Annotated in this window: 12 protein-coding genes, 2 tRNA genes and 1 pseudogene; 12 read left to right on the top strand and 3 right to left on the bottom strand. The window is 71.4% G+C overall.

Going from position 1 to position 12,121, the window contains the following annotated elements; translation table 11 throughout:
- Nucleotides 1-49 precede the first annotated feature (49 nt).
- The 4 genes from AB4Y78_RS09735 (at nucleotide 50) to trmB (ending at nucleotide 3,121) form a co-directional block, all read left to right on the top strand.
- On the top strand, nucleotides 50-652 hold the full coding sequence (locus tag AB4Y78_RS09735) for a mycothiol-dependent nitroreductase Rv2466c family protein (protein WP_007926010.1): 603 nt from the start codon (nucleotides 50-52) through the stop codon (nucleotides 650-652).
- A gap of 11 nt (nucleotides 653-663) precedes the next feature.
- Nucleotides 664-1,131 (top strand): ribose-5-phosphate isomerase, encoded by a 468-nt coding sequence (locus tag AB4Y78_RS09730; RefSeq protein WP_007926011.1) that lies wholly within the window; start codon nucleotides 664-666, stop codon nucleotides 1,129-1,131.
- A 203-nt stretch (nucleotides 1,132-1,334) separates the two neighbouring features.
- Complete coding sequence (locus AB4Y78_RS09725) at nucleotides 1,335-2,369, top strand: PP2C family protein-serine/threonine phosphatase (protein WP_282070729.1); 1,035 nt, start codon at nucleotides 1,335-1,337, stop codon at nucleotides 2,367-2,369.
- 32 nt (nucleotides 2,370-2,401) lie between these two features.
- Nucleotides 2,402-3,121 (top strand): tRNA (guanosine(46)-N7)-methyltransferase TrmB, encoded by a 720-nt coding sequence (trmB, locus tag AB4Y78_RS09720; RefSeq protein ID WP_259909697.1) that lies wholly within the window; start codon nucleotides 2,402-2,404, stop codon nucleotides 3,119-3,121.
- Between the two features lie 42 nt (nucleotides 3,122-3,163).
- On the opposite strand, the pseudogene AB4Y78_RS09715 reads toward trmB, so the two are convergent.
- Nucleotides 3,164-3,358: pseudogene (locus AB4Y78_RS09715) on the bottom strand (AMIN-like domain-containing (lipo)protein); the annotation flags it as partial.
- 99 nt (nucleotides 3,359-3,457) lie between these two features.
- Nucleotides 3,458-3,531 (bottom strand) — tRNA-Gly (locus tag AB4Y78_RS09710).
- A gap of 88 nt (nucleotides 3,532-3,619) precedes the next feature.
- Here AB4Y78_RS09710 and AB4Y78_RS09705 point away from each other — a divergent pair.
- Nucleotides 3,620-3,693 (top strand) — tRNA-Pro (locus AB4Y78_RS09705).
- Between the two features lie 24 nt (nucleotides 3,694-3,717).
- On the opposite strand, the gene AB4Y78_RS09700 is transcribed toward AB4Y78_RS09705, so the two are convergent.
- Nucleotides 3,718-4,239 (bottom strand): hypothetical protein, encoded by a 522-nt coding sequence (locus AB4Y78_RS09700; protein WP_441713513.1) that lies wholly within the window; start codon nucleotides 4,237-4,239, stop codon nucleotides 3,718-3,720.
- Between the two features lie 263 nt (nucleotides 4,240-4,502).
- On the opposite strand from AB4Y78_RS09700, the gene tig reads away from it, so the two are divergent.
- From tig to AB4Y78_RS09665, 7 genes are all read left to right on the top strand, one after another.
- Nucleotides 4,503-5,861 carry a trigger factor gene (gene tig / locus AB4Y78_RS09695; RefSeq protein ID WP_306514044.1) on the top strand — a complete coding sequence of 453 codons (1,359 nt, stop codon included), beginning with the start codon at nucleotides 4,503-4,505 and terminating at the stop codon, nucleotides 5,859-5,861.
- A 76-nt stretch (nucleotides 5,862-5,937) separates the two neighbouring features.
- Nucleotides 5,938-7,113 (top strand): MFS transporter, encoded by a 1,176-nt coding sequence (locus AB4Y78_RS09690; protein ID WP_441737079.1) that lies wholly within the window; start codon nucleotides 5,938-5,940, stop codon nucleotides 7,111-7,113.
- Nucleotides 7,114-7,177: 64 nt separating this feature from the next.
- A complete protein-coding gene (locus AB4Y78_RS09685) occupies nucleotides 7,178-7,894 on the top strand; it encodes a PaaI family thioesterase (protein WP_259911846.1) in 717 nt (238 codons plus the stop codon).
- A gap of 9 nt (nucleotides 7,895-7,903) precedes the next feature.
- Nucleotides 7,904-10,159, top strand: coding sequence for a maltose alpha-D-glucosyltransferase (gene treS, locus AB4Y78_RS09680; protein ID WP_441713515.1), 2,256 nt, complete (start codon nucleotides 7,904-7,906; stop codon nucleotides 10,157-10,159).
- Nucleotides 10,160-10,285: 126 nt separating this feature from the next.
- Nucleotides 10,286-10,417: a hypothetical protein gene (locus tag AB4Y78_RS09675; protein ID WP_259911850.1), complete on the top strand. Its 132-nt coding sequence runs from the start codon at nucleotides 10,286-10,288 to the stop codon at nucleotides 10,415-10,417.
- Between the two features lie 291 nt (nucleotides 10,418-10,708).
- Nucleotides 10,709-11,287 carry an ATP-dependent Clp protease proteolytic subunit gene (locus AB4Y78_RS09670; protein ID WP_051987910.1) on the top strand — a complete coding sequence of 193 codons (579 nt, stop codon included), beginning with the start codon at nucleotides 10,709-10,711 and terminating at the stop codon, nucleotides 11,285-11,287.
- Nucleotides 11,288-11,318: 31 nt separating this feature from the next.
- A complete protein-coding gene (locus AB4Y78_RS09665) occupies nucleotides 11,319-11,993 on the top strand; it encodes an ATP-dependent Clp protease proteolytic subunit (protein ID WP_007926022.1) in 675 nt (224 codons plus the stop codon).
- Nucleotides 11,994-12,121: the final 128 nt, after the last annotated feature.

The raw sequence follows: 12,121 nt of genomic DNA, 5'->3' as shown, positions 1-12,121 counted from the left end.
TTTCGCTCATGCTGTCACAGCGCCGCGGCGCGTCTGAGACGATGGCGTCATGACGCAGACCGTGGAGATGTGGTTCGACCCGCTGTGCCCGTGGGCGTGGATGACGAGCCGGTGGCTCATGGAGGTCGAGGAGGTCCGGGACGTCTCTGTGACGTGGTCGCAGATGAGCCTGTCCGTCCTCAACGAAGGGCGTGACCTCCCCGACGAGTACCGCGAGATGATGGACCGTGGCTGGGCCCCGGTCCGGGTGATCGCGGCCGCCCGCAAGGCGCACGGCGACGAGGTGACCAAGCCGCTGTACGACGCCATCGGGACCCGCCTGCACCTCGGCGGCGAGCGCGACTTCGTCGCCGCCACCGCGGCCGCGCTCGCCGAGGTCGGGCTGCCGGCCGAGCTCATCGAGGCCGCCGACACCGACGAGCACGACGCCTTCCTCCGCGAGAGCCACGACCGCGCCATCGCCCTCGTCGGTGACGACGTCGGCACCCCGGTGATCTCCGTGGAGGGCGTCGCCTTCTTCGGCCCCGTCGTCTCGCCCGCGCCGAAGGGGGAGGCCGCCGGCCGCCTCTTCGACGGATGCGTGCTCGTCGCCGGGACCGACGGCTTCTTCGAGCTCAAGCGCTCCCGCACCCGCGACCCGATCTTCGACTGAGAGGTACTGACTTGCGCGTCCACATCGGTGGCGACCACGCCGCATTCGAACTGCACCAGGAGCTGCTGACCTTCCTCGCCGACGAGGGGCACGAGGTCACCGACCACGGTCCCTTCGAGTACGACGCCGTCGACGACTACCCGGTCTTCGTCATCCGTGCGGCCCAGGCCGTTGCGGCCGACCCGGGCAGCCGCGGCATCGTCCTCGGCGGCTCCGGCAACGGCGAGCAGATGGCGGCCAACAAGGTCGCCGGCATCCGAGCGGCGTTGTGCTACAACGCCGAGCTGGCCAAGCTGGCCCGCGAGCACAACGACGCCCAGATCCTGTCGATGGGCGGCCGGATGCAGTCCGTCGAGGAGTCCAAGGAGATGGTGCGCGTCTTCCTCGCGACCGACTTCACCGGCGAGGAGCGTCACCAGCGGCGCATCGACATGATCTCGGCCTTCGAGGCCGACGGCACGGTCCCGCCGCTGCCCTGACCACACGTCCCATAGCAGGTGAGACCCCCCGCGCGGCGAGCGCGGGGGGTCTCACTTTGGTTGCAAGGCTTCCCAGACAGGCGAATCGGTGCCTAAGGTGCGGTCACGGTGCCACGAGGCGCCGTGACGACCGACAGGGGAGGGGCCGCCGAGTGTCCGCGATCTTGCCCGGTCGGCTCCCTGCGTGGGCCGAGGGACGGCGGATGACGCGCACCCTGCCCGCGGTGGAGGGCACACCGCTGCTCGTCGCGGTGCTGACCGCCCTCGTCCTCGTCGCCCTGGCCCACCACACCTGGCCCGACGCCGTCCCGCTCGTCACGCTCGTGCCCCCCTGCCTCGTCGCGACGACCCTGTGCCCGATCCGCGAGGTCCGACTGGTCTTCGGCGTTGTCCTCGCCTACGTCGCCTACTCGGTCGTGGTCGGTCAGGGCAGCTGGACCCGGCAGCTGCCGCTGCTCATCTCCCTCGGCCTGCTCTACGCGCTGGCGACCTCGCGGGCCAGCCACGGCGTGGCCACCTTTGCCGGTGACCGGATGCTCGGCGACCTGCGGACCCGCCTGCTGAAGATGGGCGAGATCCCCGCGCTCGAGCGCGGCTGGCACGCCGAGCGATCCTTCGCGACGGCCCACGGCAATGCCTTCGCCGGTGACTTCAACGTGACGACCCGCAGCCGCTGCGGTCGCAGCCTCGAGGTCGTGCTGGCCGACGTCAGCGGCAAGGGGCAGGAGGCCGGCACCCGCGCGCTCGTCCTCGCGGGCGCACTCGGCGGGGTCATCGGCACGACCGAGCCCCAGCACGTGCTGCCGATGGCCAACGAGTTCCTCGAGCGGGACGGCTGGGACGAGGGCTTCGCGACCGCCGTGCACGTCTGCCTCGACATGGCCACGGGCGAGGTGCTCGTGGCCTCGGCCGGCCACCCGCCGGCGATGCACTACGACGCCGGGAGCGGCCGCTGGTCGGCGCTCGACGAGGCACGTGGCCCGGCCCTGGGCTTCGTGGCCGGAGCCACCTACCCGCAGTCGCGTGCCGTGCTGCAGCGCGGTGACGCGCTGCTCGTCTACACCGACGGCATCATCGAGTCGCGCGTGCGCGACCTCGACGACGGCATCGACTGGATGCTCGGTGAGGCCGAGGCGCGGCTGCGCGAGGGTTTCGCGGGTCTGACCAAGCGGCTCGTGGCGGGCGGACGCGCCGGCGACGAGGACGACCGCGCCGCCGTGCTCATCTGGCGCGACTGACCCCCTTCGTCGGGGCCGTATCCTTGAGCGCCGTGACCTCCTCCGAGCCCGACCCGCACAAGCTGCCCCTGACCGACACCCCGCGCACGGCGGACGGTCGGTACCGGGCGACCGTGCGCACCTTCACCCCGCGCTGGCGGATGTCGCCGCGAGTCGAGGAGCTCATGGAGCGGCTGCTGCCGCGCTACGCCGTCCCGACGACGCCCCTGGACCCGACGCAGGTCTTCGGCCGCGACCTGCCCGTCGTGCTGGAGATCGGGTCCGGCTACGGCGAAGCCGCGGTCGCCTACGCCCGCGAGCACCCCGAGCACGGGATCATCGCGGCCGAGGTGCACGTGCCGGGCGTGGCCACGCTCATGGAAAAGGCCGAGCGCGAGGGCCTGGACAACGTGCGGACCTTCCGCGGCGACGCCCTGGAGTACCTCATCGAGTGCGTCGGCCGCGACCAGCTCGAGGCCGTGCACCTCTTCTTCCCCGACCCGTGGCCCAAGGCGCGCCACGCCAAGCGGCGCTTCGTCCAGCAGGACACCCTCGACCTGGTGCTCGAGCGGCTGCGACCCGGTGGCCACCTGCTCGTCGCCACCGACCACGCGAGTTATGCCGAGCACGTGCGTGAGCAGCTCTCGCAGCACCCCCGGGTCGCGGTGGTCGAGGGGGAGCGGCCGGCCTGGCGGCCCAGCGCGGGCTTCGAGGACAAGGGCCGTGCGGCCGGCCGGGCGATCCACGAGTTCCGGGTCACCGAGGCGGGCTGACCGCGACGGGGCCGGTCGAGGACCACCCGGTCGGCGGGTGCGTCACCAGGTGTGGGCGACGTCGATGACGAGGCGGGTCGAGTCACCGGGGCCGGTGAGCTCGGTGACCTTGAAGGGCAGTCGGGCGCGCGTGCCGACGCCGATCGTCGTCTGCCCCTCCCAGCTGCCGCCCCACGCCACCTGGCGGAGGGTGCGGTAGGACGATCCCGGCGGCGTTGACGTCACCCGGTTGCCCGGAGAAGGGGGACCAAGCGACACCAACGACGCCGGACTGTCCGCGCATCAGAAAAGTCCTGAGCCGCGACACCGTGTCAACGATGTCGCGACTCAGGACACTGGAGCGGGCGACGGGAATCGAACCCGCGTAGCCAGTTTGGAAGACTGGGGCTCTACCATTGAGCTACGCCCGCGCGCTCGCCACCGACTGCGCTGCACGGGTGGAAGAGCAGGGGCTAGCCTAGACCCCGCTCGCGGCCCGGGCACAATCGGGACGCGTCACGGGGTATGGCGCAGGTTGGTAGCGCGTCCGCTTTGGGAGCGGAAGGTCGTCGGTTCGAATCCGGCTACCCCGACCGCTGGCTGCTGCAGCCGCTGGCTCAGTACTGCTGGTAGCCGGGCGTGCTCGCTCCGCCGAAGGCCTCCGACAGGCCCGAGTGGACGCCCTCGGCGTGCAGCCCGCGCTCGAGCCTGGCCGTGATGCGCTGGGTCGGCCACACGTGCCAGGCCATCGACAGCAGCGCCCAGAAGCCTCCGACGAGGTAGGCCCACGCGCTGCCGGTGGCGAAGGCCCACACGAGGGACAGGATCGCCGGCGCCTCGGTGATCGCGAAGCGGGTGATGGTCGTCTGCTGCATCGCGTCGAGGGCCAGGGACAGCGCCGCCTCGGGCTCGGTGCTGCGCGGGATCGCCGGGGCGCGGTAGCCGACGGCCTCGGCGACGGCGAAGGCGGCGACGTTGAGCCCGAAGAGCACGGCAGCGGTGATGGCGGACGGGTACTCGTCGGTCCCGAGCACCACCACGGCGACGACCGCGAAGAGGGGGAGCGCGCCGATGAGGCTCCCGGCGAGGATGCGCAGGGACTGGACGCGTGCGGCGGGTTGCGCAGGTGTGCTGGTCATGCGCCCGAACCTAGCGGGGACCGGCCGGCTGCAGGCCCAGGGCTGTGGACAGTCCTGACCGTTCGCCCGCGCGGTCGAGCCGGCGCTCGAGCGCGCGGATGCCAAGGTAGGCGTGCATTCGGCTTGCGGGCGGTCAGCGGATACAGTGGATCTCCGTGTCCCGGACCACCGGGACGGTGCGTGCGCGCCCGAGAGTCGTCCAACCGACGCGAAGGCCTGCGCCCCAACCCCCTTCGTCGTCCAGATCGTGTGGAGTGCCTGCAGTGAAGAGTGCCGTCGAGAACCTCAGCCCGACCCGGGTCAAGCTGACCGTCGAGGTCCCGAGCGAGGAGCTCCAGCCGCACGTCGACGCGGCCCTGAAGACCATCGGGAGCCAGATCCAGGTCCCCGGCTTCCGCGCCGGCAAGGTGCCCGCTCGGATCATCGAGCAGCGCGTCGGCAAGGGCGCGGTCATCCAGGAGGCCGTCAACGAGGCCCTGCCCGAGTTCTTCGGCAAGGCCGTCGACGAGACCGGTGTCAGCCCGATCGGCCAGCCCGAGGTCGACATCACCGAGGTGCCGATGGCTGACGGAGAGCAGCTGAAGTTCACCGTCGAGGTCGACGTGCGCCCCGAGATCACGCTGCCCGACTACGACGGCATCGAGATCACGGTCGACAACCTCGAGGTCACCGACGAGGACGTCGAGGCCAAGCTCACCGAGCTGCGCGAGCGCTTCGGCACCCTCGTGGGCGTCGACCGCGCCGTCGAGACCGGCGACTTCGTCTCCATCGACCTCAAGGCCGAGATCGACGGCGACGAGATCGACTCCGTCGAGGGCGTCTCCTACGAGGTCGGCTCCGGCAACATGCTCCAGGGCATCGACGAGGCCCTCGTCGGCATGACCGCCGGCGAGACCAAGGACTTCACCGCCCCCCTCGCCGGTGGCGACCAGGCCGGCCAGGACGCCAGCTGCACCGTGACGGTCCAGTCGGTCAAGGTCCGCGAGCTGCCCGAGGTCGACGACGACTTCGCCCAGATGGCCTCCGAGTTCGACACCGCCGACGAGCTGCGTGCCGACCTCGCCAAGCAGGCCGAGCAGGCCAAGAAGTTCGAGCAGGGCATCCAGGCCCGCGACAAGGTCCTCGACCACCTGCTCGACAACACCGAGATCCCGCTGCCCGAGGGCATCGTCGAGGCTGAGATCCACCAGCACCTCGAGCAGGAGGGGCGCCTCGAGGACGACGAGCACCGCGCCGAGGTCGACGAGTCGACCCGCAAGACGCTCACGACGCAGTTCCTGCTCGACGCCCTCGCCACGGCCGAGGAGATCGAGGTCGGCCAGCCCGAGCTCATCGAGTACCTCGTCATGCAGTCGCAGCAGTACGGCATGGACCCCAACCAGTTCGCCCAGCTGCTCGACCAGCAGGGCCAGGTCGAGGCCATGGTCGGTGAGGTCGCCCGCCGCAAGGCGCTCGCCGCCGCGCTCGACAAGGCCAAGATCGTCGACGCCGACGGCAACGCGATCGACCTCGACGACATCGTCCCCGAGTCCGAGCGCGCCGTCACCGACGTCGAGGACCTCGACGCCGACGACGAGGGCACCGAGGCCGTCGAGGCGGAGACCGCCGACGAGCAGGCCTGACCCCAGCACCCCGACGAAGGGGGTCGCCGCCGGATGACCGGTGGCGACCCCCTTCGTCCGTCCCGAGGAGCGTCGGATGCAGGCCGCAGACGTGACCACCGCCCGCAACGCCGTGCTGGCGACCTTCGCCGTGAGCGGCTTCGCCTTCGCGTCGTGGGCCTCGCGCATCCCCGCGATCCGGGAGCAGCTCGACCTCACGCCCGGTGAGCTGGGGCGCACCCTGCTCGTCGGTGCGCTCGGGTCGGTGCTCGCCCTGCCGCTGGCCGGGCGGGTCATCACCGCCGTCGGCGCCGCCCGCACGGTGATGATCGGTGTCGTCACCGTGGTCGTCGGACTGCTCTCGGTGGGGCTGGCCGTCGACGTCCTGGGCGACGTCGCAGTGACCGCCGCCGCGATCTTCGTCGTCTCCGTCGGCATCTCGCTGTGGGACGTCGCGATGAACCACGAGGGTGCCGCCGTCGAGCAGCGCCTCGGGCGCACGATCATGCCGGTCTTCCACGCCTTCTTCTCCGGCGGCACCGTGCTCGGCGCGCTCGTCGCGGCGGGGGTGGTGCGTCTGGGCGCGCCGGTGCTCGGCCACCTCGCCGGGGCCGCGGCGCTCGCCCTCGTCGCGGGGCTGCTCGCCCCGCGACGGTTCCTGCCGCGCCTGCTCGAGGTCGGCGAGGGGGGTCCGGCGCCCGAGCGACCCGGCAGCGCCTGGCTCGAGCCGCGCACGCTCCTCATCGGGCTCGTCGTGCTCGTCGCGGCCCTCACCGAGGGCACCGCCAACGACTGGATCGCGCTCGCGGTGACCGAGGGTCACGACCAGCCGGAGGAGGTGGGGGTGCTCGCCTTCGCGACCTTCCTCGCGGCGATGACCGCCGGGCGCCTGCTCGGGGTGCGTCTGCTCGATCGCTACGACCGGGTGCTCGTGCTGCGGGTGCTCTTCGCCCTCGCCGTCCTCGGCTCCATGCTCGTCGTCCTCGGCACCACGGCGACCGCCTTCGTCGGGGTTGTCCTGTGGGGCGTCGGGGCGAGCCTGGGCTTCCCGACCGGCATGAGTGCGGCCGCGGACGACCCGGCGCGGGCGGCGGCCCGCCTGTCGGTCGTCTCGACGATCGGCTACCTGGCCTTCATCGTCGGTCCGCCCGTGCTCGGGATGATCGGTGATCACACGGGGGTGCTGCGTTCGCTGCTCGTCGTCGGCCTGCTCGCCGTCCCCGCCTTCGTCGCCGTGCCGGCGGTGCGGGAGCGGGAGTCGGCCCGGACCTGAATCCGCATTACCCTAGGGTGATGCGGTTGTACGAGTGTTCAACCCCGCCCCACGAGGAGGACGCATGACCGACGGGACCTTCGTCTCCCCCTTCGCCGTCGAGGACCCGGAGGCGCTGGCCGCGACCGAGCGCGTCCAGGCCGAGCTCGCCCGCACCACGGGCCAGCTCGTCGACGCCGTCGTGCGCACCCGCGTCGACGACGCGACGCTCGCCGAGGTCACCGCGCAGGTCGAGGCGCTCGCCGGGCGGCTCCTGGAGGTCGCCCAGGAGGGGCCGCTCGGTGTCGAGACGGCCAGCGACGGGCGGCTGCGCGACCACGGCAACCCCATGGTCGGGATGCGCAACCCCATCGCGCCGCCGCTGCGGGTGACCGGCGACGACACCGGGCGCACGACGTGCACCTTCACCCTCGGCGCGGCCTACGAGGGCCCGCCGGGGTGCGTCCACGGCGGCATCGTGGCCGCCGTCCTCGACCAGGTCGCAGGCTCCGTCCCCGCGCGGCTCGGCAAGCCCGGTCTGACCGCCTACCTCAACACGACCTACCGCCGCCCCACGCTCCTAGGGCGCGAGCTCGTCTGCAGCGCGTGGGTCGAGCGCGTCGACGGGTGGAAGACCTTCGTCCGCGGCGACATCCGCGACGACCAGGGCCGGGTGACCGCCGAGGTCGAGGCCCTCTTCGTCGTGCCGCGCTGGGCCCGGGAGCACGTGTCGACGCCGGCCGCGGACGCCATCGACGTCCCCTCCGCGGGCGAGGAGACGCCGGGGTCGAGCACCCCGTAGCGTGGCGGCATGACGTCCCCTGACGAGGTCGTGCCCGAGCCGGAGCAGCCGGTGGCCCTCGAGGTGGAGGACCCGGGCGAGCCCGACTTCGCCCGGATCTTCTTCCCGGCCCGGCCACGGGCTCTGCGGCCCCGAGCCCGCCTGCGCCCGCAGGGCGCACCCTCGGCCGACCAGGTGCGCTCGGGCGAGCCGCTCGGGTCCAACCCCGTCTACGTCGAGTGGTTGCGGGGGCAGTCGATGCTGCAGGACGCGAAGGAGATCGCGGCGCAGCTCACCGGGCTGGGCTCGATGTGGCAGAACCCGTACGCGCAGCCGGACCCGCGGGCCGCGGTCGAGACCGCCTCCGTGTGGTTCACCGCCTACCCGATCTCGATGATCACGCCGGCCGGCGCCTCCTTCCTCGGCTCGCTCGCCGACCCGCACCTGTGGCGCACCTTCGAGCGGATCGGCATCCACGCCCTGCACACCGGGCCGGTCAAGCGGGCCGGCGGGCTGTCGGGGTGGAGCCCGACGCCGAGCGTCGACGGTCACTTCGACCGGGTGTCCACCCACATCGACGAGCTCTTCGGCAGCGAGGAGGACTACCGGGAGATGTGCCGGGTCGCCGCGGAGCACGAGGGCACCGTCATCGACGACATCGTCCCCGGCCACACCGGCAAGGGCGCCGACTTCCGCCTCGCCGAGCTCGGCGTCGACGACTACCCGGGCATTTACCACATGGTCGCGATCCCGCAGGAGGACTGGCACCTCCTGCCCGACGTGCCGGCCGGCCGCGACTCGGTCAACCTCCACGAGGCCGCCGAGGCGGCGCTCGCCGAGGCCGGCCACATCATCGGCGCCCTGCAACGGGTGATCTTCCACGTCCCCGGCCTGAAGGACACCAACTGGTCGGCCACCGCCCCCGTGACCGGCCCCGACGGCGTGACCCGACGCTGGGTCTACTTGCACTACTTCAAGGAGGGGCAGCCGTCGATCAACTGGCTCGACCCCACCTTCGCCGGGATGCGGCTGGTCATCGGCGACGCGCTGCACAGCCTCGGCGACCTCGGCTCGGGCGGACTGCGGCTGGACGCCAACGGCTTCCTCGGTGTGGAGCGCTCGCTCGAGGGGCCGGCCTGGTCGGAGGGTCACCCGCTCTCGCTGGCGGCCAACCAGCTGATCGGGTCGATGGTGCGCAAGGTCGGCGGCTTCACCTTCCAGGAGCTCAACCTGTCGATCGAGGACATCCGCGACACCGCCACCGGCGGGGCCGACCTCTCCTACGACTTCGTCACCCGGCCCGCCTACCACCACGCCCTGGCGACGGGGGAGACCGAGTTCCTCCGGCTCTGCCTGCGGCAGGCGATGGATCTCGGGGTCGACGCCGCCGGCCTCGTCCACGCCCTGCAGAACCATGACGAGCTGACCTACGAGCTGGTCCACTTCGCCAGCCGGCACCGCGACGACGACTTCACCTTCCGCGGGCGGACGACGAAGGGGGCCCAGCTCGCCGAGACGATCCGGCAGGAGCTCACCGACGCCCTGACGGGCGAGGCGGCGCCCTACAACCTCGTCTTCACGACCAACGGCATCGCCTCGACGACGGCCTCCGTCGTCACCGCCGCGCTCGGGCTGCGCGACCTCGACGCCCTGACGGCAACGGACGTCGAGCGGGTCCGGCGGGCCCACCTGCTGCTCGCGATGTTCAACGCGCTCCAGCCCGGGGTCTTCGCCCTGTCCGGATGGGACCTCGTCGGGGCGCTGCCGGTGCCGGTCGACGACATCGCCGAGCTCGTCCGCGAGGGTGACACGCGCTGGATCCACCGGCCCGCCTACGACCTGCTCGACGTGGCGCCTCAGGCCAGTGCCTCGGCCTCGGGCATGCCCCGGGCCCGCACCCTCCACGGCCCGATCGACGCCCAGCTCGACGACCCGACATCCTTCGTCTCCCGGCTGCGGGACCTGCTCCACCTGCGCGGGTACTTCGCCATCGCGACGACCCGCCAGGTCGACGTGCCCGACGTCGCCCACCCCGCGATGCTCGTCATGGTCCACGCCTACGAGCAGGTGCCCGGTCAGCTGCAGGTGACCGTGCTCAACTTCGGCGAGGAGCCGATCAGCGGCACGGTGATCAGCGAGCACCTCGAGCCCGGCTCCCGCCTGATGGACATGGGCGACGGGTCGGCCTTCGGCGAGGTCGACCAACTGCACGGTTTCCACGTCGAGCTCGACGGCTTCGCCGGCCTCGCCCTCCTCGTCACCGCCCCCAGATCCGAACTTGCCTAGGTTTCTGTCATCCGCCGGGGAATGTTCGCAGGCGCCTCGTCAGGATCCTCGGCGGATCCGGGCGGAGGGGACGAAGGAGGAGTTCCGCACCTGTTTGCGCAGGTCAGGGTGGGTTACCGTCGGGACGTGACCCACGACCCGAACCGGCGCCGCGTCCAGATCCGCCCCCTCGGCGGTGCACCCGGGTGCCTCGCGATGATCCTCTTTTCGATACTCGCGAGCGTCGTCCTCACCGTGCTCCTCAACCTCGTCTTCTGAGGTCGGAGTCACGGCCACGGCCGCGGCACCGCACCACCCTTCGCCAGTCCCCCTTCGCCCGTCGCCCTCCGACGACGACTCGAGCGACGACCACCAGGACGACGACAACACCTGAGCCGTGGCCGACGTTGCGCTCAGGGCGAACACGTGCGGGAGGCGGGAAACATGCGCAGGGAGCGGGCGTTAGGGTCAGTGAAAGTCGTGAACCACGAGAGCAACCGCCCCACGGCGGAGAAGCGAGTGAGCGTGAGCAACAGCAGCGAGATCGTCGCGGCCGGCCCGCAGGGCGGGATGGGTCTCGACGACCACATCTACCAGCGCCTCCTCAAGGAGCGCATCATCTTCCTCGGCTCGGATGTGCGAGACGACAACGCCAACGCCATCTGCGCGCAGATGCTCCTCCTCGCCGCGGAGGACCCGGAGAAGGACATCTGGCTGTACATCAACAGCCCCGGTGGCTCCATCTCCGCCGGCATGGCGATCTACGACACGATGAAGTGGATCCCCAACGACGTCGCGACCGTCGCGATGGGCCTGGCCGCCTCGATGGGCCAGTTCCTCCTCTCCGCCGGCACCCAGGGCAAGCGGTACGCGACGCCCCACGCCCGCGTGATGATGCACCAGCCCTCGGGCGGCATCGGCGGCACCGCCTCGGACATCAAGATCCAGGCCGAGCAGATGCTCTTCGTCAAGACGCAGATGGCCGAGCTCATCGCCGAGCACACCGGGCAGAGCGTCGAGCAGATCCACAAGGACTCCGACCGCGACCGCTGGTTCGGCGCCCAGGAGGCCAAGGAGTACGGCTTCGTCGACCACGTCTTCGAGCGCTCCGACCAGGCCGGCCGGGCCGACAACCCGGTCAGCGACTGAGCCCCGACCCGCGAGCCCTCCAGGAGACACCATGAACTTCGACGCCCAGCTGCGCACCCACCAGCCCGGGGGTGCCCCCCTTCGCCCGGGGCCGTCCAACCGCTACGTCCTGCCCAACTTCGAGGAGCGCACCTCGTACGGCATGAAGCGGATGGATCCGTACACCAAGCTCTTCGAGGACCGGATCATCTTCCTCGGCGTGCAGGTCGACGACGCCTCGGCCGACGACATCATCGCCCAGCTCCTCGTCCTCGAGTCGATGGAGCCCGAGCGCGACATCCTCATGTACATCAACAGCCCCGGTGGCTCGTTCACCGCCATGACGGCGATCTACGACACCATGCAGTACATCCGCCCGGACATCCAGACCTTCGTCATCGGTCAGGCTGCCTCCGCCGCGGCGGTGCTCCTCGGTGCCGGCGCCCCGGGCAAGCGCTTCGCCCTGCCCAATGCGCGCGTGCTCATCCACCAGCCGGCCCTCGCCGGCGGTGAGTACGGCCAGGCCTCCGACATCGAGATCCAGGCCAACGAGGTGCTGCGCATGCGCACCTGGCTCGAGGAGACCTGGGCCAAGCACTCGGGCAAGACCGCCGAGGAGGTCCGCGAGGACATCGAGCGCGACAAGATCCTCTCGGCCGCGGAGGCCAAGGAGTACGGCCTCATCGACGAGGTGCTCACCCCGCGCAAGGCCTCCCTGGAGGACTGAGCGCGCCGCGCACGGCGTGTCGTCCTGCAGTTCGCGCGACACCACCACGAAGGGCCCCGGGAAGCCGGGGCCCTTCGTCGTGCCCGACCCTGAACTGCAGGACGACATGCGGGAGCGACCGGTCTGAC

The sequence above is a fragment of the Janibacter sp. RAF52 genome (assembly GCF_052114035.1).
In the GTDB taxonomy this organism is placed as follows: domain Bacteria; phylum Actinomycetota; class Actinomycetes; order Actinomycetales; family Dermatophilaceae; genus Janibacter; species Janibacter hoylei.
The sequence above is the reverse complement of the archived record's forward strand: the minus strand, read 5'-3'. Positions and strand labels throughout refer to the sequence as shown.

Excerpts from the sequence above, each read along its gene's own strand:
- AB4Y78_RS09735 (WP_007926010.1), top strand. The coding sequence starts at position 50 with ATGACGCAGACCGTGGAGATGTGGTTCGACCCGCTGTGCCCGTGGGCG.
- AB4Y78_RS09685 (WP_259911846.1), top strand. The coding sequence starts at position 7,178 with ATGACCGACGGGACCTTCGTCTCCCCCTTCGCCGTCGAGGACCCGGAG.
- treS (WP_441713515.1), top strand. The coding sequence starts at position 7,904 with ATGACGTCCCCTGACGAGGTCGTGCCCGAGCCGGAGCAGCCGGTGGCC.
- AB4Y78_RS09690 (WP_441737079.1), top strand. The coding sequence starts at position 5,938 with ATGCAGGCCGCAGACGTGACCACCGCCCGCAACGCCGTGCTGGCGACC.
- AB4Y78_RS09670 (WP_051987910.1), top strand. The coding sequence starts at position 10,709 with ATGGGTCTCGACGACCACATCTACCAGCGCCTCCTCAAGGAGCGCATC.
- AB4Y78_RS09725 (WP_282070729.1), top strand. The coding sequence starts at position 1,335 with ATGACGCGCACCCTGCCCGCGGTGGAGGGCACACCGCTGCTCGTCGCG.
- AB4Y78_RS09665 (WP_007926022.1), top strand. The coding sequence starts at position 11,319 with ATGAACTTCGACGCCCAGCTGCGCACCCACCAGCCCGGGGGTGCCCCC.
- AB4Y78_RS09700 (WP_441713513.1), bottom strand. The coding sequence starts at position 4,239 with ATGACCAGCACACCTGCGCAACCCGCCGCACGCGTCCAGTCCCTGCGC.